Here is a 20,499-nt window from a genome sequence, read left to right on the forward strand (position 1 = left end):
TTATTTCTAAACCCACATCGCGCACAATCACCTCAGCCTAAATTTAACCGGATTTTAACGATGGGATTTTTACGTATAGACCCAATGATGATAAAGCTTATCATCACCGTATTATTGGCCTCTTTTATTCCTGCCAGAGGTCATTTTGTTGACTTTTTTCAGTACCTGACCACCGCCGCGATTGCGCTGCTTTTCTTTATGCATGGCGCCAAATTGTCGCGGGAAAAAATCATTGCCGGTAGCAGCCACTGGCGGCTCCATCTCTGGATTATGTGCAGTACCTTTGTGCTGTTCCCGGCTATCGGTATGTTAATTGTCTGGTGGCATCCGGTGAAAGTTGGTGCCGAGATTTATACCGGCTTCCTCTATCTGTGTATTTTACCGGCCACGGTACAGTCAGCTATCGCCTTTACCTCAATGGCGGGCGGAAACGTTGCTGCCGCGGTCTGTAGCGCCTCGGCATCTTCCCTGCTGGGCGTATTTATCTCCCCCCTGCTGGTGAATCTGGTTATGGACGTTAACAACAGCGGACCGGGTGATGGCCTTGAGCAGGTGGGTAAAATCATGCTGCAGCTGTTGGTGCCTTTTGTTTTAGGCCATCTGTCACGTCGCTGGATCAGCGGCTGGGTGGAAAGAAACCGGAGTCTGATTGGTATTACGGATCAAACCTCTATTCTGTTGGTGGTCTATTCCGCCTTCAGTGAAGCGGTGGTAAACGGCATCTGGAAACGGGTTGGCGTTGATACGCTGCTGTGGATTCTGGCGGGATGTCTACTGCTGCTGACTATCGTTCTGTTGATTAACTACTTTGCCTCTCGCCTGTTTGGCTTCAGCCGTCAGGATGAGATCGTTGTCCTGTTCTGTGGTTCCAAAAAGAGTCTGGCAAACGGTGTGCCGATGGCGAACATTCTGTTCCCCGCCAGCGCCGTGGGCATTATCGTCTTGCCACTGATGATCTTTCATCAGGTGCAGCTGATGGTGTGTTCGTTTATTGCCGGGCGTTATAAGAAAACCAATGCGTTGCAGGCTAAAAAAGATAAAGCCGCCGTGGTGGAATCGCAGAAATAACCGAAACGCGTAGGAAATCGCTGCCTCGTTTGCTCAATATAACGAGGCAGCGTAATTACTCACCGCGCTTCAGGGGCTTCACCAGGCCTTCCAGCCCTTCAATTTTAATCGTCAACGTCAGTTGCATCAGCTCACCTAAACGTCCTGAAGGAAAGTCGCCACTGCGGGCGAACCACAGCAGGTAAGGCTCAGGCAAATCAATCAGCACCCGGCCTTTGTATTTGCCAAACGGCATGACCGTGTTAGCTATTTCAACCAGATACTGTTTGTCCATGTCAGGCTCCCAGCAGACGAATCATTTCAGCTTCATCGATCACTTCGATGCCCAGTTCCTGCGCCTTCGCCAGTTTTGAACCGGCCGCTTCGCCCGCGATAAGCAGATCGGTTTTCTTCGATACGCTTCCACTGACTTTCGCGCCGAGTTCGGTAAGGCGCGCTTTCGCGTCGTCACGGTTCATCTGTGACAGCGAGCCGGTGAGCACCACGGTTTTGCCTGCAAACGGACTGTCAATCTCTTCCGCTTTAACCACCATCACCTGGGGCCAGTTGATACCAATGTCTTCGACCAGTTGGCGAATCACGTCGCGATTGCTCTCTTCTTCCATAAAGTGACGTACGTGCTTCGCCACCACGGTGCCCACATCCTGCACTGCGATCAGCGCGTCCAGATCGGCATCCATTACCTTTTGTAGCTCGCCAAAGTGGTTAGCCAGGTTAGCCGCGGTCGCTTCGCCAACCTCGCGAATACCGAGCGCATACAAGAAACGCGCCAGCGTAGTGGATTTGGCTTTTTCCAGAGCGTCGACCACATTCTGCGCCGATTTCGCCCCCATCCGATCCAGGCCGGTTAAGGTTTCACGGGTTAATCGAAACAGGTCTGCCGGCGTCTTGACGTACTCTTTCTCTACCAGTTGATCGATAATCTTATCGCCCATCCCCTCGACGTCCATGGCGCGGCGCGAGACAAAATGTTTCAGCGCTTCTTTACGTTGAGCACCACAGATCAACCCGCCGGTACAGCGTGTGACAGCTTCGCCTTCGACGCGTTCAACATCGGATCCGCATACCGGACAGTGGGAAGGGAACAGGATTTCACGCGCGTCTTCAGGGCGTTCGCTGACAACGACATTCACCACCTGAGGAATCACGTCACCGGCACGGCGAATCACAACTTTATCGCCAATACGCAAACCAAGACGTTCTATCTCATCGGCGTTATGCAAGGTCGCATTGCTGACCATTACGCCAGCGACCTGCACCGGCTCCAGGCGCGCCACAGGCGTAATCGCGCCAGTGCGGCCCACCTGGAATTCAACGTCGCGCACGACGGTCATCTGCTCCTGAGCGGCAAACTTAAAGGCTACCGCCCAACGCGGCGCACGGGCGACAAAGCCCAGCTTCTCCTGCAGATCCTGAGAATCGACTTTGATCACGACGCCGTCGATGTCAAACCCCAGTTCTGCACGCTGCGCGTCAACCTCGTGGTAAAAGGCCAGCGCTTCATCCACGTTATGAACCAGACGAATACGATCGCTGACCGGCAAGCCCCACGCTTTAAACTGTTGCAGACGCGCCATATGGCTGCGCGGCATCTCGCCGCCTTCCAGCAGGCCAATGCCATAACAGAAAAACGTGAGTGGTCGTTTTGCCGTAATACGGGGATCGAGCTGGCGCAGTGAACCTGCCGCGGCGTTGCGCGGATTGGCAAAGACTTTGCCTTCGGTGCGGCGCGCTTCCGCATTCAGCTTTTCAAAGCCGTTTTGCGTCATAAACACCTCGCCCCGCACTTCGACGCGGGCAGGAATGTTCTCGCCTTTGAGCCGCAGTGGGATCGCGCGGATTGTCCGCACGTTGCTTGTAATATTCTCGCCGGTTGTGCCGTCACCGCGGGTTGCCGCACGGGTTAACAGTCCGTCTTCATACAACAGGCTCACGGCCAGGCCATCCAGTTTGAGTTCACAGCAGTAGACCAGATCGTCACTGCTTTTTAGCCGATCCTGCACGCGCTTGTTAAATGCTCTGAAGCTGGCTTCGTCAAAGGCATTATCCAGTGACAGCATAGGCACTTCATGGCGGACCTGCTCAAACACCATTAAGGGAGCCGCCCCGACGCGCTGCGTGGGTGAGTCAGGCGTAATCAGGTCAGGATGCTGTTCTTCAAGCTCGCGCAGCTCGCGCATCAGGCGGTCATATTCCGCATCCGGTACTTCCGGTGCGTCCATAACGTGATAAAGGTATTCATGATGGCGCAGCGTCGTGCGCAGTTCGGTGATGTGTTCCTGGACGGATTTCATATAACCCCATCAGATAAAAAACCCCCGACAGGCGGGGGTTTATCATAACAAATTGAAAAAGTGTGGATTAGTCCCGGGATTCAACCACATCGCGGATACGCGCTTTGTAGGTTTCCAGTTTTTGTGGCGTCATCATACGGCGCTCGTCATCGAGAACCACACCGCCCACATCGTCCGCAATACGCTGTGCGGACTGTAGCATCAGCTTAAAGTTTTGATTCGCATCGCCATACGACGGCACCATCATAAAAATAGACACGCCGGGCGTGGTGAAATCAGTCATTTCATCCGGATTGAACGAGCCAGGTTTCACCATATTGGCCAGGCTAAACAGCACAGGGCCGCTGCCCGCCGGGCTGAGGTGACGATGGAAAATATTCATTTCACCAAACTGAAAACCGGCCTGCAAAATCCCCTGTAACAGGGCTTCACCATTTAGCTGACCACCGGAATGAGCGGCGACATGCAGAACCAGCACCGCTTCTTTCGGCTTGCTGCTGGTTGCAGGGCGCGCTTCAGGTTGCTTAGGCGGCGGCGGGCTGACGACCTCAGGCGCGGGTTCAGGCTCAGCCTGATAAACGGGATTGGGCTGAACGCTATCCAGCGGGTCAGAATCCAGCAGAGGATCTGCCTGTACCGGTGGCGCAACAAAGGTTGGCTGAGGCGCGGGCTGTTGGCGTGCAGGCGCTGGCCGCGGCTGTGCGGATTCAGGCTTAGGTGCTGGCGCAAACAGGGGATCGCTTTCCGGCGCTGATGTGGCAGGCTGGCGTGCACGCTGTGGCGTTACAGGCGCGTGCTGCTCGTCTGGCTGCGTATCGCGAATATCATCGAAGTGAGGTTCCTGATGGTCGCGGGCATGGCGCACACGCACTTCACCCACGCCGTCATCAACGTCGTCGGTAAGCGTCTCATCATCATGTTCATCACGTTGTTTCAAACGTTTGTGCGGGCGATCGCGGAACACTGAAGAGCGCTCTTTACGGCTGGTCCACAGTCCGTGAATAAGAAGCGCTATAATGGCGATCGCGCCAACAACGATTAATATCAGACGCAAATCCTGCATCATTGTATTCTCTGTTGTTCCAATACCTTGCCACCGCGGCAAACTTTATTCTCTAACTGTATTTGCCCTGCCAGATAAGTGCAAGTCTGTGCAGTATTTTCTCACAAATAAGATAGACCACCCACGCTTTTTCGCTGTTTTTTTACCCAAACGGCACCTGGAGAGGTGAAAAAGCCAGGTTATAGTAGACGCGCCTTACCATCTTCAGGAGAACGGGCTTTATGGTTGTCAACAATTCGGTTTCCGCTTTTAACGGTTTGCATTACTTCAGCGAGGGCTGGAAGCTGGTCAGATTGCCCGGTATTCGACGCTTTGTGATTATCCCTTTACTGGTCAACATCCTTCTGCTGGGCGGGGCTTTCGTGTGGCTTTTTTACCAGCTTGATAGCTGGATCCCGCAGTTAATGTCCCACGTTCCCGACTGGCTACAGTGGCTGAGCTATTTGCTGTGGCCGCTGTCGGTGATTTCCGTGGTACTGGTGTTCAGTTACTTCTTTTCCACCCTTGCCAACCTGATTGCCGCCCCCTTTTGTGGGCTACTGGCCGAACAACTGGAAGCGCGCCTGACCGGGAAACCGCTACCTGACAGCGGCTGGGTAGGCCTGCTCAAAGATGTTCCCCGCATTATGAAACGCGAATTGCAGAAGCTGGGCTACTACCTGCCACGCGCGCTGGGCTTACTGCTGCTCTACTTTATTCCGGGCTTTGGGCAGACCGTCGCGCCCGTTTTATGGTTTATGTTCAGCGCGTGGATGTTATCAATTCAGTACTGTGACTATCCTTTCGATAACCACAAGGTGGGTTTTCAGCAGATGCGCCAGGCGCTGCGTCAACACAAGACGGCAAACATGCAGTTTGGTGCACTGGTCAGCCTGTTTACGATGATTCCGGTCGTTAATCTGGCCATTATGCCGGTAGCTGTTTGTGGCGCAACGGCAATGTGGGTCGATCGTTATCGTGCGAAGCTTGCTCGTGGCACCTGAGCTAAATCATCAACTATCCTTATGCAATTTTTGGCAGGTCTTATTGCCATGAGACATATAGATATATGATTTCTTTCCTTCCGCCAGAAAGAAGAACAGGTATGCTCTGAGGGTTCCCAATAATTCATACAGTTAAGGACAGGCTATGAGCAAGATTTATGAAGACAACTCTTTAACAATTGGTCATACGCCGCTGGTTCGACTGAACCGCATCGGTAACGGCCGCATCCTGGCGAAGGTGGAGTCCCGTAACCCGAGCTTCAGTGTGAAATGCCGTATCGGTGCCAATATGATTTGGGACGCGGAAAAACGCGGTATTCTTAAGCCTGGCATTGAACTGGTTGAGCCGACGAGCGGCAACACCGGCATCGCGCTGGCCTACGTGGCGGCGGCACGCGGCTATAAACTGACACTCACCATGCCGGATACCATGTCTGTTGAGCGGCGCAAGCTGCTGAAAGCGTTAGGCGCAAATCTGGTGTTGACCGAAGGCGCAAAAGGCATGAAAGGTGCCATCTCAAGAGCTGAAGAGATTGTTGCCAGCGATCCAGACAAATTCCTGCTGCTGCAGCAATTCAGCAACCCGGCTAACCCGGAAATTCATGAAAAGACCACCGGCCCGGAAATCTGGGAAGATACGGATGGCGAAGTGGACGTGTTCATCGCCGGTGTGGGTACCGGCGGTACCCTGACCGGGGTAAGTCGTTACATAAAAAACACCAAAGGCAAAAAAGAATTGATCACGGTCGCGGTTGAGCCAACCGACTCACCGGTCATTGCCCAGGCAATGGCGGGCGAAGAATTGAAACCCGGCCCCCACAAGATTCAGGGGATCGGTGCTGGCTTTATTCCAGGCAACCTGGAGCTGTCGCTGATTGACCTGGCAGTGGCTATCACCAACGAAGAAGCTATCTCCACTGCACGTCGTCTGATGGAAGAAGAAGGCATCCTGGCCGGTATTTCATCTGGCGCCGCCGTTGCTGCCGCGCTGAAGCTGCAGGAAGATGAAGCTTACGCCAATAAAAATATCGTCGTGATTCTCCCCTCTTCCGGCGAACGCTATCTCAGTACCGCCCTGTTTGCCGATCTCTTTACCGAAAAAGAGCTGCAATAGCCCGAAACGGGTGCGGATAAATGCCTAAAAAGCACCCGGATGGGTGCTTTTTTGTGGCCCAGATCTCACTTTCACCATGTCGCAGATTGATTTCACTCACGTGGCTCTGGTATTTAGACTGCCAATTATTTCGAAGCCTGAAATTAATCCTCCTTTGAAGTGGATCAAGCTGAGTCAAGATTCAGATTTAGTGAAAGGGCAAATCACGGCATAATTAACCGGTGACGTGCTCAAATCGCTTTTTGACACTCAGCGGGAATGAAAGACTCATTCAAGCGCATTATTAGACAGTAAGATGTATACCCGCGCACCTTCACAGGCTAAAGTTAGGGCTCCAGGCTAGACTTTAGATCCATAACACTAATCCTGAAAAAGTTGGGGAAATAGAATGTTCCAGCAAGAAGTTACCATTACCGCACCAAACGGACTGCATACTCGCCCTGCTGCGCAATTTGTCAAAGAAGCTAAAGCCTTCCAGTCAGAAATCACTGTCACCTCCAATGGTAAATCTGCCAGCGCTAAAAGCCTGTTTAAGCTGCAGACACTGGGTCTGACCCAGGGCACCGTTGTGACCCTTTCTGCGGAAGGTGAAGATGAGCAAAAAGCCGTAGAGCATTTAGTTAAGCTGATGGCGGAACTGGAGTAATCTCCTTTCTGCACCGCTTTAAAACGACTCTTCTGCGCCATTGCGTGCAACATCTTGATCGCGGACAAACTGTCCGCGTTATTGCTTTCGTAGAGTACGTGTCCCACGACTATGGCAATGCAACGAGTCCAGTCAGCCATCGTGATTAAAAGGTAGGGTTATGATTTCAGGCATTTTAGCATCACCAGGTATCGCTTTCGGCAAAGCTCTGCTGCTGAAAGAAGACGAGATCGTCATCAACCGTAAAAAGATTTCAGATGATCAGGTTGAGCAGGAGATCCAGCGCTTTCTTCAGGGCCGCGGCAAAGCGGCTGAACAGCTGGAAGCCATTCGCATCAAAGCCAGCGAATCCCTGGGTGAAGAAAAAGCAGCGATCTTCGAAGGCCACATCATGTTGCTGGAAGATGAAGAGCTGGAGCAGGAAATCACCGACCTGATCAAAAAAGATCACGCAACTGCCGATGCCGCGGTGAATTCCGTGATTGACGCTCAGGCTAAAGCGCTGGAAGAGCTGGATGATGAATACCTGAAAGAGCGTGCGGCGGACGTGCGCGACATCGGTAAACGCCTGCTGCAAAATATTTTAGGTCTGCACATTGTCGATCTGAGCGCAATCCAGGACGAATCTATTCTGGTGGCGAAAGATTTAACGCCGTCAGAGACCGCACAGCTAAACCTGAAAAAGGTGCTGGGCTTTATTACCGACCTGGGTGGTCGGACGTCGCACACGTCTATCATGGCGCGTTCGTTAGAAATCCCTGCGATCGTCGGCACCGGTAACGTGACCACCTCCATTAAAAACGGTGACTTCATCATTCTGGATGGCGTGAACAATGCGATTCACGTCAATCCGTCTGACGCCGTTCAGGAAGAGCTGAAAGCGGTTCAGAACCAGTACCTGTCCGAAAAACATGAACTGGCTAAGCTGAAAGATCTGCCCGCGGTAACTCTGGATGGTCATCAGGTTGAAGTCTGCGCCAACATCGGCACCGTGCGAGATATCGCCGGCGCAGAGCGTAATGGCGCTGAAGGTGTCGGTTTGTATCGCACCGAGTTCCTGTTTATGGATCGCGATTCGCTGCCGACCGAAGAAGAGCAGTTCCAGGCGTACAAAGCCGTTGCTGAAGCGATGGGCTCGCAGGCCGTTATCGTGCGTACCATGGACATTGGCGGTGATAAAGACCTGCCTTACATGAATCTGCCAAAAGAAGAGAACCCCTTCCTCGGCTGGCGTGCTATTCGTATCGCGATGGATCGTAAAGAGATCCTGCATGCTCAGCTGCGCGCCATTCTGCGTGCCTCCTCGTTCGGCAAGCTGCGTATCATGTTCCCGATGATTATTTCGGTCGAAGAAGTCCGCAGTCTGAAAGCCGAGCTGGACATGCTTAAAGCGCAGTTACGCGAAGAAGGCAAAGCGTTTGATGAGTCAATCGAAGTCGGCATTATGGTCGAAACGCCTGCCTCAGCCGTGATTGCCCGCCACCTGGCTAAAGAAGTCGACTTCTTTAGCATTGGGACAAACGATTTGACGCAGTATACTCTCGCAGTAGATCGTGGTAATGATTTGATTTCGCACCTGTATAACCCAATGACACCGTCAGTGCTGAACCTCATCAAGCAAGTTATTGATGCGTCTCATGCTGAAGGTAAATGGACTGGCATGTGTGGTGAGCTGGCAGGTGACGAACGTGCTACACTACTGTTACTGGGAATGGGGCTGGACGAATTCAGCATGAGTGCCATTTCTATCCCTGGCATCAAGAAAATTATTCGTAATACACATTTCGAAGATGCGAAGGCGTTGGCAGAGCAGGCACTGGCTCAACCTACGGCGGAAGACTTAATGAACCTGGTTAACAAGTTCATTAAAGAAAAAACGCTCTGCTGATCCACGAGATGCTGGCCCCAAATTACTGCTTAGGAGAAGATCATGGGTTTGTTTTCTAAACTTTTTGGCGAAAAAACAGATAGCGCTGGGACAATTGATATCGTAGCGCCTCTGTCAGGCGAAATCGTGAACATTGAAGACGTACCAGATGTGGTGTTTGCAGAAAAAATCGTGGGTGACGGTATTGCGATCAAACCAAGCGGCAACAAAATGGTTGCTCCGGTTGACGGGACTATCGGCAAGATTTTCGAAACCAACCACGCATTTTCAATCGAATCAGATAACGGCATTGAGCTTTTTGTTCACTTCGGTATTGATACCGTTGAACTTAAAGGCGAAGGCTTCAAACGTATCGCTGAAGAAGGTCAGAAGGTTAAAAAAGGCGACGTGGTTATTGAGTTCGATCTGGCGCTGCTGGAAGAGAAAGCGAAATCAACCTTGACGCCTGTTGTCATCTCCAACATGGATGAAATCAAAGATCTGACGAAGCTTTCTGGTCAGGTCATTGTGGGTGAAACCCCTGTGATTCGCATCAGGAAGTAAACGAAAAACGGCACCTGAGGGTGCCGTTTTTTTATGTTCGTTTTCCGCGTTAATCCGGCTGCCAGCGCGGCAAACGCAGCGTGAGCTCCAGCCCGCCTTCCGGTCGGTTAACGGCGTGCACTTCCCCATGATGCGCCAACACCACTTTACGTACGATAGCCAACCCCAGCCCGTAACCTTTGCCCATCAGCGGAGAATTCACGCGTACAAACGGGTCAAAGATACTGGAAAGTTTGGTTTCTTCCACACCCGGCCCCTGGTCACGTACGTGAATAGCCAGCCACTGCGATTCCACCTTCAGGCTCACATGAATACGTTGTCCCGGCAGCGAGAAGCGCAGGGCATTACGTAATACGTTTTCAATGCCACGGCGGCACAGTTCCGCATTACCACGCACCGTATGATCGGCGCGCTCATCAACGTCATACACGACATCCACACCGGGGATCTGCGCTTCATAACGTAAGTCTGTCACCACCGCCTCCAGCAATCCCGCAAGGTCAAAATAGTGTTCTCCCGGCATGCTTTCGTGTTCTGCACGCGCCAGAGTCAACAGCTCGCCGATCATCTTATCAAGTCGTTGCGCTTCTTCGTCAATGCGATCCAGTGAGGTACTGACATTCTCTGGCCTTTGACGTGCCAGCCCGGTGGCCAACTGCAGGCGAGCAAGCGGTGAGCGCAGTTCGTGAGAGATATCATGAAGCAGCGCCTCACGCGCCTTCACCAGCGTATCCAGCCGTTCTACCATGGCATCGAATGCCTGAGCCACGCTCGACAGCTCATCGTGGCGTTTACGCAGTGCCGGATAAAGCCGGACGCGTAAATCCCCATTAGCCACGCGCGAAAACCCTTCGCGTAGCTGTCGCATTGGCCGGGTCAGGTTCCAGGCCAATAGCAAACTGAACAGCAGCCCTACCGAGCCAGCAAAAATAAACATGGGTTCAGGTATGTTCAGAAAGTTGTGTGGTCGCCCTTCCCGACTCAGCTCACGCATTCCTCTGAGGTCGTACATCAGTTCATAATCGTTGCCGTCTGCACCCTTTACCTGACGCACCAGCCGATTGGGGAAAAACGATTTATCAGTGGTATCGGAAACCGGCGGCGGCGCGCTGGCGGCGGGCTGAAGGTCATCAACAGGACTTATGCTCAGGAACTGGCGTTCCTCAGGCGTCCACTCTGCTGTCATCACCTTGAGTGCGGCTGGCCCTTCACGTTCCAGCACGGACGTGGCGGATGCCATTAACACATCCGCCAGACGCTGTGTTACCTGGAGTTCAGGCGGATGGTGGCGGGTTCCGGAAAGTGAAAACCCCAGCCAGATAAGCTGGCTGATGATGAAAAATACCAGCCAAAAGCCCAGCAGGATTTTCCAGAACATGCGTCCGCGATAGCTGTGACTCATCGAATGCGATAGCCAATGCTGCGAACGGTTTCAATCGTAATGCTCTCCGCCGTGAGCGCACTGAGCTTCTGACGAATATTACTGATGTGAACATCCACGCTGCGATCGTAAGCTTCGCGCGGTCGGCCCAGACCTTTTTCTGACAGTTCGTCTTTCGTCACTACCCGGTCGGGTGAACGCAGCAGCAAATCGAGCAGGTTAAATTCTGAGGCGGTCAGGTCAAACGTTTTGCCCTTCCACTCCGTAATCCGCCTGGCAGAGTTAAGGGTGAGCTCGCCCCACTGCAGTATCTCTTTTTTGTCCTGCTGCGGTGCAAGCTCCTCAACCCGGCGCAGGACCGCGCGCAAACGCGCAACCAGTTCACGGGGATAACAGGGTTTGGGCATATAGTCATCCGCGCCCATTTCCAGCCCGATGACCCGATCAATATTATCGCCTTTGGCGGTCAGCATAATTACCGGCAGGCGGCTTTGCTGACGTACCTGGCGCAGCACGTCGGTGCCACTCATATCGGGCAACATAATGTCCAGTATCATGGCGCTAAACTCCCCCGACAGCGCTCCCTGAACCCCGGCACTGCCGGTTAACACCAGCTGAGCGTCAAAACCTTCTGTTATCAGGTATTGGCTTAACATGGTGCCTAACTCTACGTCGTCATCTACCAGCAAGATTTTCATTGTTATCTCTCATGCGTAACTGGCGCTATTTTGAACCGAGCCAGCGTAATGCGCAGCCGGTTTTACGCGATCCTTACAGATGCGACTAAGCATAGTGCCAACTCCGGTAAATAAAAAAGGCTTATGCGCCCTGGTGGGCAACACACGCCTTTTTTAACGCATCGGTATTGAGGAGGACGCTACTGATAAATTCCGGTTGAGAGATAGCGATCGCCCCGGTCGCAGACGATAGCCACCACCACACTCCCCGGATTCGCCCGGGCGATGCGCAGTGCGCCAGCAACCGAACCGCCGGAACTGACGCCGCAGAAGATGCCTTCACGTCGCGCTAACGCGCGCATGGTTTCTTCGGCTTCCTGCTGTCCCATATCAATGATGTCATCCACCAACTCAGGGCGATAAATGCCCGGCATGTAAGCCTGGGGCCAGCGGCGGATGCCGGGAATGCTGCTGCCTTCGGTAGGCTGCAGGCCAATCACTTTAACGCCGGTCTGGTGATCCTTTAAAAACCGGCCTACGCCAGTAATGGTTCCCGTGGTACCCATGCTGGAAACAAAGTGGGTCATTCGCTGTTTCGACTGCTGCCACAGCTCAGGCCCGGTGGTTTGGTAATGGCCGAGCGGGTTATCCGGGTTATTGAACTGGTCCAGTACCCTTCCTTCGCCCCGTGCCGCCATCTCCTGAGCCCGATCGCGTGCGCCTTCCATCCCCTGCTCGCGGCTAATCAGCACCAGTTCTGCGCCGTAGGCGCGCATCGCATCCTGCCGCTCCTGACTCATGTTGTCGGGCATCAGCAGCCGCAGCCGATACCCCTTCATCGCGGCAATCATCGCCAGCGCAATGCCGGTATTGCCACTGGTGGCTTCGATCAACTGGTCGCCCGGCGTAATGTCGCCGCGCAACTCGGCCTGGTGGATCATCGACCAGGCGGCCCGATCTTTCACTGAACCGGCAGGGTTATTGCCTTCCAGCTTAAGCCAGACTTCACTGCCGTTGTCAGGCGCCAGGCGCTGTAATCTGATGAGCGGCGTATTGCCGATGGTGTCTTCCAGAGTGGTCACGATGCATTTCCTGGCAAAACCCTCTCCGCCCTGATCCAGGCCACAGCCCGGGTTATCGCGGTATTCAGGTCATTAAAAAGGCGGGACACTGTCCCGCCCTGCGTGAAAAAAGAAAATATCAGGCGCTGTGTGCAAAGGCAACCGCCCGTAACGGTGTCGCGCCCTGGTACAGTCGGGCCTGCTGCAGCCCCACGAACAGGCGCTCTCCGCGCAACGGCGCGGTCTGTTCACCGTCAAAGACCAGCGAGAAGGGCTCGCTCTGCCATCCCGTTGGCTGCACCACCAGCTGCCAGAAGTGACCACGAGGACTGACTTCTAAGACCTGAACGGGCAGCGGCGTTTCCAGGCTACTTCTGCGCGAAACGTCGATTTCCCACGGGCGCAGGAACAGATCGACCGCGCCCTGATGTGCAGAGGTATAGCCTAACGGCCAGTGGTGCGCCCCGACATGGAACTGAGAACCATGCACTTCACCGTCGAAGCGGTTAACCTCACCCAGGAATTCCAGCACGAAGCGCGTGGCGGGATCGCGCCAGACTTCATCCGGCGTCCCCACCTGTTCGATGCTGCCCTGGCTCATCACCACCACGCGATCGGCCACTTCCATCGCCTCTTCCTGATCGTGGGTGACGAACACGCTGGTGAACTTCAATTCTTCGTGCAGCTGACGTAACCAACGGCGCAGCTCTTTACGCACCTGAGCGTCCAGCGCACCAAAGGGCTCATCCAGCAACAGGATTTGCGGTTCCACGGCCAGGGCTCTTGCCAGCGCGACGCGCTGCTTCTGCCCTCCCGAAAGCTGGGCCGGGAAACGGTTCGCCAGATGGGAAAGCTGCACCATCTCCAGCAGGCGCGTGACGCGTTTTTTAATTTCCGCACTGGACGGACGCTCACGGCGCGGCAGCACGGTCAGGCCAAAGGCAATATTGTCGAAGACCGTCATATGACGGAACAGCGCATAGTGCTGGAAGACAAATCCGACCTGGCGATCGCGGGCGTGCAGGCGGCTGACATCGTGGTCGTGAAAACGAATCTGACCGCTGTTCTGATGTTCCAGTCCAGCAATGATGCGCAGCAGCGTGGTTTTACCGGAACCGGACGGCCCCAGTAAGGCCACCATCTGGCCAGACGGAATATCCAGTGAGATATCGTTCAGCACCGCTGTGCGACCAAAGGATTTGTTGATCTGGTTAATCTCAATGCTCATGATTGTCCTCCAGTTGCAGGCGTTTGTGCTGTTGCTCTAAACGCCATTGCACAATGCTTTTCAGAAACAGCGTCACGATTGCCATCACGGTCAGTAAGGCTGCGGCAGTAAAGGCGCCCACCGTGTTGTAATCCTGATGCAGTAATTCAACCTGAAGCGGTAAGGTGTAGGTTTCACCGCGAATAGAACCCGAAACCACGGAAACCGCGCCAAACTCACCAATCGCGCGGGCGTTGGTCAGCACGACGCCATACAGCATGGCCCAGCGAATATTCGGCAGCGTCACGCGACGGAACATCTGCCAGCCCGAGGCACCTAACAGCACCGCGGCTTCATCTTCATGACTGCCCTGGCTCAGCATCACCGGCACCAGTTCGCGCACCACAAACGGACAGGTAACGAAGACGGTGACAAGCACCATGCCAGGCCAGGAGAACATCACCTGAATATTATGGGCATCCAGCCAGCCGCCCGCCGGGCCGTTAATGCCCCAGAACAGGAGATACATCAGGCCCGCCACGACAGGCGATACCGCAAAGGGAATATCGAACAGCGTCAAAAGCAGCTGACGTCCCGGAAAGGTAAAGCGTGTCACCAGCCAGGCCAGCAGCGTGCCGAACACTAAATTCACCGGCACGGTAATCAATGCGACCAGCACCGTAAGCCATATGGCATGGAGCATATCGCTGTCGGTCAGATTGCTTAAGGTGACGCCCAGTCCTTTATGCAGGGCCTCCCAGAAGATGGACACCATCGGCACGACCAGCAGCAGCAAGGATATCAGCGCACCGATACCAATAAGCAGCCACTTGGCCCAGTTAACAGGCTGGCGGTCGGCATGATTGAGTTGCGAAATCTCTGCCATTAATGGCCTCCCAGACGACGACCAAAGCGGCTTTGTAAAGTGTTGATAGCGAAAAGTAACAGCAGCGATGCCGCCAGAATGACCGAGGCAATGGCGCTGGCTGCCGGATAGTCAAACTCCTGCAGGCGCACGAAGATCATCAGCGAGGTCACTTCGGTTTTCCAGGCGATGTTGCCGGCAATAAAGATTACCGCACCAAACTCGCCCAGGCTGCGGGTAAACGACAGCGCGGTGCCCGCGAGTAAGGCCGGTGCCACTTCAGGCAGAACGACCCGGCGGAAGCTCTGCCAGGGCGTGGCGCCCAGCGTTTGAGCCGCTTCCTCATATTCAGGCCCCAGCTCTTCCAGCACCGGCTGCACGGTACGCACCACAAACGGAATACTGGTGAAGGCCATCGCGAGCGCGATACCGATCCAGGTATAGGAGATCTTGATATCAAAATGCGCGAACCACTGTCCATACCAGCCGTTCACGGAAAACAGACCGGCCAGCGTCAGGCCAGCAACCGCGGTCGGCAGCGCAAACGGCAGATCCATCAGACCATCGAGCAGCGTGCGGCCCGGAAAACGGTAACGCGTTAAGATCCACGCCATTAACATGCCGAATACGGCATTAAACAGTGAGGCCACACCGGCCGACAGCAGCGTGACCTTATAGGCTGCGATGAGCTGCGGATTGGTGACCACGTCCCAGTATTGCTGCAACGTCATCTGCGACAGCTGCATAATCAGTGCGCTGATTGGCAGCAGCAGCACCAGACAGGTAAAGAGCAGGCTGGTGCCCAGGCTGAGACCGAAACCGGGCAGGACGCGTTTTTGGCTGGCTGCAAACATGATCACCGCCCCGCCGCTAATAACTGGTCTAGCTCGCCACCGCTGGCGAAATGGGTTTTCATCACGTTATCCCAGCCGCCAAAAATGTCTTCAACACGAAACAGGTTCGTGGCAGGAAAACGGGCTTTTTGCTGCGCCATTAACTGCGGATTGTTCACGCGGTAATAGAAATCCGTAATAATTTTCTGCGCCGCAGGAGAATACAGCCAGGTCAGATAGGCTTTCGCTGCATCGGCTGTTTTATTCTGCTCGACGTTTTTATCTACCCAGGCAACGGGAAACTCCGCGAGAATATCGGTTTTAGGCACCACGACTTCGTAGTCGTCTTTGCCGTACTGGTTGCGGATGTTATTCACTTCAGACTCAAAACTGATCAACACATCGCCCAGACCGCGTTCAGCAAAGGTGGTCGTAGCACCTCGGCCACCGGTATCGAAGACTTCAACATTTTTCAGAAATTTTGTCATAAAAGCGCGGGTTTTAGCCTGATCGCCCCCGTCAGCGTTGCTGGCGGCGCCCCAGGCAGCAAGATAGGTATAACGTCCGTTGCCCGAGGTTTTGGGATTAGGAAAAATCAGCTTCACATCGTCACGGGTTAAATCGGACCAGTCGTGAATCTGCTTTGGGTTTCCCTTGCGCACCAGGAACGCCATGGTGGAGTAAAACGGCGAACTGTTATTCGGCAGGCGGGTTTGCCAGTCGGCAGGGATCAGTTTGCCTTTATCGTGCAGCACCTGCACATCGGTGACCTGGTTATAGGTCACCACATCGGCACGCAGGCCTTGCAGGATCGCCAGCGCCTGTTTGGATGACCCGGCATGGGACATCTTAATGGTCAGCTTGTCGTCAGGATGGCTGGCATCCCACTGGCTGACAAAAGGCGCATTCAGGGCGACAAATAATTCACGTGCGACATCGTAAGAGCTGTTCAACAGCTCGGTCGCGTTTGCGGCACCGGCCAGACTCAGCGACAGTGCGAGTCCGCTCACGATTTTTTTCATCGCTGGTAAGGTCATGGTTCACCCTGAGGAAATTTGATGCAGATCTCATCTGCAGATACAGCAGTTTATTTATAACTCAGCGTAAACCCGTAACGGTTTTATATATCGTTTGCTGATTTCAAAGTCGAAAAAGGCATAAGGCGGCGGGAAAAGACAGACGAAAAACAGAATTGGACGCGCAGGGCCGGTTATGCCCTGCGGTTGAGCAGTGTGAAAAAAGACTTAGCGCTGCCAGACAATTTTGCTGAGCGTCCAGCTCTTGAGTGTGTCATCCGACGGCATCAACCCTTCTGGCCCGTGCCAGGTTCCGCTGTAGACATAGCGAAGATGCTGACTGTTGGGCGCGCGGCACTCCACGTCACGGTTGTCCAGTCCGCTCGCCAGCACGCAGTTGTTGAAGGCTTTGTCGAATTTGGCGCTGAACGCGTCACCGATTTTGCTGCCATCGGCGCTGGCGATACGGCTGTCCAGCACCTCAACGCGATCGACCTGCGTCTGACCATAAATCACCAGCATCACTTTGCCGTCATCCATAGCCTGCCAGAACGACACCACCTGGCCGTTATGGCCGCGCATGCCCTGACGCAGATCGTACTTCCCTTTTAACCCCTCTTTTATGGCGGCTTCGGTCATGGCCGTTGAGCCATTGATGCCGCCCACGCCCTGCTCTGTGGCCGTAAGCGAGGAACCAAACCAGTTCCACGGCAGCGCAGCAGACCAGTGATAGCTCAGTGGATTCCACCAGCTTACCTGCTGGCTGCTGTTAGCATCAGTACCGGAGGAACTGGCACACCCACTGACCAGCATGGCCACAGTCAGTAACGTGTAACGAACAGCTTTCATGAAAACTCCTGTTAATAAAAGAACATTAAGGCAGAACTGATTGGAGTCGCAAAGCAGCAAAAAGTTTATTCAGCATGCGGTTGGGGTAAAAAGCAGGCGCGAAGCCGAACGCTGCTGAATAACCAGAGCAGCGCGAGCAGATCGAATAGCGTCAGTAACAGGGGAAGCGGTGAACTGAGGAAGTCCGCCAGATACAGCTGTACGCCTTGCCAAATCAGGTTAATTGCTACGGAAAGCATCAACACCTGACGCCAGCTGCGCCACAGTCGGGGCAGACGCGAACGATAGCCGGTCAGCAGCAGGCCCGCCAGCGCCGGTAAGCCAAGCGCCAGCCCTACCCAGAAGGCCTGGCGATCGGGGTAAAAGAGCGCCAGAAGATCGTTTCCCTGCTGGCGTGAGGCGCCAGCCATGATCAGCAGCAGCCAGGTACGCGACTGCAGCAGCAGAATCAGCCAAAAAAGAAACGGCAGACGCAGCTGACCTTTATCGTCGTACTCTTCAGGCGGCCAGACGGAATTAATATTCACGATCTTCGATTAAACGTTTACCCAGCAACACCACATCGACCGTTTCATAGTCGAGTTTTTCATAGAAGGCGACGACCTGATCGTTCTCTTCACGCACCATCAAATGGATTTTTGGGCAGCCGCGCGCAATGAGTTTTTTTTCAAGCCGGTTCATCAAGGCATTGGCAAAACCACGCCCCTGATAATCAGGATGCACGGCCAGATAGTAGGCCGCCCCGCGATGCCCGTCGTAGCCGCCCATGACCGTTCCGACAACTTCACCGCCCACTTCAGCCACCAGAAAAAGATCGGCGTCGTGATGCATTTTGCGTTCGATATCCAGTTCCGGATCGTTCCACGGGCGTAACAAATCACAGCGTTCCCAGAGCGTGATCACTTCTTCAAAGTCTTCCTGGCGGAAGGTGCGGATTTCCATCTTCTTTTCCTGCTATTTACCACAATTTGCTGATTATCACGCTTTCTTCGTCAGGCGCAACCCTCCCCACTGGCGGCAACGTTAAAAAAAGGGATTTGGCTGTTAGTGGGCTGAAATACAAAGTAATAACCTGAAATGCTTGAAAGATCGCCCTGTCGCTAACGTTACGCTATAACACTTTGCATGATTGTTGCTTATGGACCTGCACATGCATTTGCTTAAACGTTTGATTCACCGCCGCCAGCTTCTGCTGTCAGGACTGGCGCTGGCTGTTTTGTCCCCGCGCGCCGTACAGGCGAAAGAACAGCAGGCTTCGCTCTCTTCTCGTCACTCCTCACCCAAGCCACCCGCCAGTAACGGTAAACGCATTGTGATGATCGATCCGGGGCACGGCGGGATTGATTCGGGCGCCGTGGGCGAAGAAGGCGCGGAAGAGAAACATATTGTCTTAGAAATCGCCAACAACGTGCGCCGTGAGCTGCAGTCCCATCCGCGCATTGAGGTGCGGCTGACGCGCGACAGCGATCACTTTATTCCGCTTTATCAGCGCGTGGAAATTGCCCATCAGCATGGCGCGAATCTGTTTATGTCCATCCATGCCGATGGCTACACCAGCCCGGATGCCAACGGCGCCTCAGTCTTCGCCCTGTCCAACCGCGGTGCCAGCAGTAGCATGGCGCGCTATCTGTCAAACAGAGAGAACGATGCCGACAAGGTCGGTGGCGCAAAGGTGGAAGCGCAGGATCACTATCTGCAGCAGATCCTGTTTGACCTGGTGCAAACGGATACCATTAAGAACAGCCTGACGCTGGGTAAACATGTGCTGGATCAGATCCGGCCGGTGCACCACCTTCACAGTCAGCACACCGAACAGGCCGCTTTTGCCGTATTAAAATCGCCGTCGATTCCCTCGGTACTGGTGGAAACCTCGTTTATCACCAACCCACGGGAAGAGCAGCTATTGGGCACCAGCGCGTTTCGTCAAAAAATCGCGTCGGCTATCGCCACGGGAATAATCAACTACTTTGATGAGTACGATCGCCGAATGTCATAATGAATCAGCTATAATCACGTCCAATTTTTACCAAGAGAAGCTCATCACATGCCAGATATCTCCCGTGTAAAAACGTTCCTGTTGGATTTGCAGGATGAGATTTGTCGCAAGCTGACCGCCGAAGACGGCGGTGCCCATTTTATTGAAGACAGCTGGCAGCGCCCCGGCGGCGGCGGCGGACGAAGCCGCGTGCTGCGTGATGGCGCCGTCTTTGAACAGGCCGGCGTCAACTTTTCGCACGTTCATGGCGATCAGATGCCCGCGTCCGCTACCGCGCATCGGCCTGAACTGGCCGGGTGCAGTTTTGAAGCCATGGGCGTGTCGCTGGTGATTCATCCGCACAATCCCTATGTTCCGACCAGCCATGCCAACGTCCGTTTCTTTATTGCCGAAAAACCGGGTGCCGAGCCTATCTGGTGGTTTGGCGGCGGCTTCGATATGACACCGTTTTACGGTTTCGAAGAGGATGCGCTGCACTGGCATCAGACGGCTTTTGATCTCTGCCAGCCTTTTGGCGAGGACGTGTACCCGCGCTTTAAAAAGTGGTGCGACGACTATTTCTACCTAAAACACCGTGACGAGCAGCGCGGGATTGGTGGCCTGTTCTTCGATGATGTTCATCTGCCCGGCTTTGAAAAAAGCTTCGCGCTGATTCAGGCGGTGGGCCGGGGATTCCTGGACGCCTATCAGCCTATCGTGGCACGCCGCAAGTCGTTGCCGTTTGGCGAGCGTGAACGTCAGTTTCAGCTCTATCGTCGTGGTCGCTACGTGGAATTTAATCTGGTGTGGGATCGCGGCACGCTGTTTGGCCTGCAAACCGGAGGCAGAACGGAATCGATTCTGATGTCTCTGCCGCCTCTGGTACGCTGGGAATATGATTATCATCCTGAGCCGGATTCGCCAGAGGCCGCGCTCTACCGCGATTTTCTGCCGGTGAAGAACTGGCTTAACCTGCCCGAGTGACGTTCGTCTTCCTGCCCCGCGTAACGGGCAGGAAGACAAAGTTAACAGCGCT

General features: G+C 54.2%; 21 protein-coding genes. 8 read left to right on the top strand and 13 right to left on the bottom strand.

Annotated elements, in window-relative coordinates:
• Positions 1-60: 60 nt before the first annotated feature.
• A complete protein-coding gene (locus tag DFO57_RS18390; RefSeq protein ID WP_013026635.1) occupies positions 61-1,068 on the top strand; it encodes a bile acid:sodium symporter family protein in 1,008 nt (335 codons plus the stop codon).
• 55 nt (positions 1,069-1,123) lie between these two features.
• Here DFO57_RS18390 and DFO57_RS18395 read toward each other — a convergent pair whose 3' ends face one another.
• The 3 genes from DFO57_RS18395 to zipA form a co-directional block, all read right to left on the bottom strand.
• Positions 1,124-1,342: a DUF3820 family protein gene (locus DFO57_RS18395; protein WP_013026636.1), complete on the bottom strand. Its 219-nt coding sequence runs from the start codon at positions 1,340-1,342 to the stop codon at positions 1,124-1,126.
• A 1-nt stretch (position 1,343) separates the two neighbouring features.
• A complete protein-coding gene (gene ligA / locus DFO57_RS18400; RefSeq protein WP_014594249.1) occupies positions 1,344-3,362 on the bottom strand; it encodes an NAD-dependent DNA ligase LigA in 2,019 nt (672 codons plus the stop codon).
• A 67-nt stretch (positions 3,363-3,429) separates the two neighbouring features.
• Entirely contained in the window at positions 3,430-4,428 is a 999-nt protein-coding gene (gene zipA, locus DFO57_RS18405) for a cell division protein ZipA (RefSeq protein ID WP_014594250.1), read from the bottom strand.
• A 218-nt stretch (positions 4,429-4,646) separates the two neighbouring features.
• On the opposite strand from zipA, the gene cysZ reads away from it, so the two are divergent.
• The 5 genes from cysZ to crr all read left to right on the top strand — a co-directional run bounded on the left by cysZ (position 4,647) and on the right by crr (position 9,599).
• Positions 4,647-5,408 (top strand): sulfate transporter CysZ, encoded by a 762-nt coding sequence (cysZ, locus tag DFO57_RS18410; RefSeq protein WP_013026639.1) that lies wholly within the window; start codon positions 4,647-4,649, stop codon positions 5,406-5,408.
• A gap of 145 nt (positions 5,409-5,553) precedes the next feature.
• The gene (cysK, locus tag DFO57_RS18415) at positions 5,554-6,522 is read left to right on the top strand and encodes a cysteine synthase A (RefSeq protein WP_013026640.1); all 969 of its coding nucleotides are present in this window, start codon (positions 5,554-5,556) and stop codon (positions 6,520-6,522) included.
• A gap of 388 nt (positions 6,523-6,910) precedes the next feature.
• A complete protein-coding gene (gene ptsH, locus DFO57_RS18420) occupies positions 6,911-7,168 on the top strand; it encodes a phosphocarrier protein Hpr (RefSeq protein WP_003848868.1) in 258 nt (85 codons plus the stop codon).
• Positions 7,169-7,328: 160 nt separating this feature from the next.
• On the top strand, positions 7,329-9,056 hold the full coding sequence (gene ptsI / locus DFO57_RS18425) for a phosphoenolpyruvate-protein phosphotransferase PtsI (protein ID WP_013026641.1): 1,728 nt from the start codon (positions 7,329-7,331) through the stop codon (positions 9,054-9,056).
• 42 nt (positions 9,057-9,098) lie between these two features.
• Positions 9,099-9,599, top strand: coding sequence for a PTS glucose transporter subunit IIA (gene crr / locus DFO57_RS18430; protein WP_013026642.1), 501 nt, complete (start codon positions 9,099-9,101; stop codon positions 9,597-9,599).
• Between the two features lie 49 nt (positions 9,600-9,648).
• Here the strand turns inward: crr and DFO57_RS18435 are convergent, their stop codons facing one another.
• From DFO57_RS18435 to DFO57_RS18480, 10 genes are all read right to left on the bottom strand, one after another.
• Complete coding sequence (locus tag DFO57_RS18435) at positions 9,649-11,001, bottom strand: ATP-binding protein (RefSeq protein ID WP_110015577.1); 1,353 nt, start codon at positions 10,999-11,001, stop codon at positions 9,649-9,651.
• Complete coding sequence (locus DFO57_RS18440) at positions 10,998-11,678, bottom strand: response regulator transcription factor (RefSeq protein ID WP_013026644.1); 681 nt, start codon at positions 11,676-11,678, stop codon at positions 10,998-11,000. Before DFO57_RS18440 ends, DFO57_RS18435 begins: the two co-directional genes overlap by 4 nt.
• A gap of 179 nt (positions 11,679-11,857) precedes the next feature.
• Positions 11,858-12,739 (bottom strand): cysteine synthase CysM, encoded by an 882-nt coding sequence (cysM, locus tag DFO57_RS18445; protein ID WP_028725107.1) that lies wholly within the window; start codon positions 12,737-12,739, stop codon positions 11,858-11,860.
• 118 nt (positions 12,740-12,857) lie between these two features.
• Positions 12,858-13,946, bottom strand: a complete 1,089-nt coding sequence (gene cysA / locus DFO57_RS18450) for a sulfate/thiosulfate ABC transporter ATP-binding protein CysA (RefSeq protein WP_013026646.1) — start codon at positions 13,944-13,946, stop codon at positions 12,858-12,860.
• Positions 13,936-14,811, bottom strand: a complete 876-nt coding sequence (cysW, locus tag DFO57_RS18455) for a sulfate/thiosulfate ABC transporter permease CysW (RefSeq protein WP_013026647.1) — start codon at positions 14,809-14,811, stop codon at positions 13,936-13,938. Before cysW ends, cysA begins: the two co-directional genes overlap by 11 nt.
• Positions 14,811-15,644, bottom strand: a complete 834-nt coding sequence (gene cysT, locus DFO57_RS18460) for a sulfate/thiosulfate ABC transporter permease CysT (RefSeq protein ID WP_014594252.1) — start codon at positions 15,642-15,644, stop codon at positions 14,811-14,813. Before cysT ends, cysW begins: the two co-directional genes overlap by 1 nt.
• Before the next feature lie 2 nt (positions 15,645-15,646).
• Positions 15,647-16,660 carry a sulfate ABC transporter substrate-binding protein gene (locus tag DFO57_RS18465; RefSeq protein ID WP_015699780.1) on the bottom strand — a complete coding sequence of 338 codons (1,014 nt, stop codon included), beginning with the start codon at positions 16,658-16,660 and terminating at the stop codon, positions 15,647-15,649.
• A 207-nt stretch (positions 16,661-16,867) separates the two neighbouring features.
• On the bottom strand, positions 16,868-17,488 hold the full coding sequence (locus DFO57_RS18470) for an RpoE-regulated lipoprotein (RefSeq protein WP_015699779.1): 621 nt from the start codon (positions 17,486-17,488) through the stop codon (positions 16,868-16,870).
• 65 nt (positions 17,489-17,553) lie between these two features.
• Positions 17,554-18,015, bottom strand: a complete 462-nt coding sequence (locus DFO57_RS18475) for a DUF2919 family protein (RefSeq protein WP_015699778.1) — start codon at positions 18,013-18,015, stop codon at positions 17,554-17,556.
• On the bottom strand, positions 18,005-18,430 hold the full coding sequence (locus DFO57_RS18480; RefSeq protein WP_006117810.1) for a GNAT family acetyltransferase: 426 nt from the start codon (positions 18,428-18,430) through the stop codon (positions 18,005-18,007). The genes DFO57_RS18475 and DFO57_RS18480 overlap by 11 nt, the downstream gene beginning before the upstream one ends.
• 208 nt (positions 18,431-18,638) lie before the next feature.
• Between DFO57_RS18480 and amiA the strand changes: the two genes are divergently transcribed.
• The gene (gene amiA, locus DFO57_RS18485) at positions 18,639-19,484 is read left to right on the top strand and encodes an N-acetylmuramoyl-L-alanine amidase AmiA (RefSeq protein WP_029568366.1); all 846 of its coding nucleotides are present in this window, start codon (positions 18,639-18,641) and stop codon (positions 19,482-19,484) included.
• A gap of 48 nt (positions 19,485-19,532) precedes the next feature.
• A complete protein-coding gene (hemF, locus tag DFO57_RS18490; protein WP_013026653.1) occupies positions 19,533-20,447 on the top strand; it encodes an oxygen-dependent coproporphyrinogen oxidase in 915 nt (304 codons plus the stop codon).
• Positions 20,448-20,499 lie beyond the last annotated feature (52 nt).

The organism is Pantoea sp. AG702, assembly GCF_003182295.1.
In the GTDB taxonomy this organism is placed as follows: Bacteria; Pseudomonadota; Gammaproteobacteria; order Enterobacterales; family Enterobacteriaceae; genus Pantoea; species Pantoea ananatis.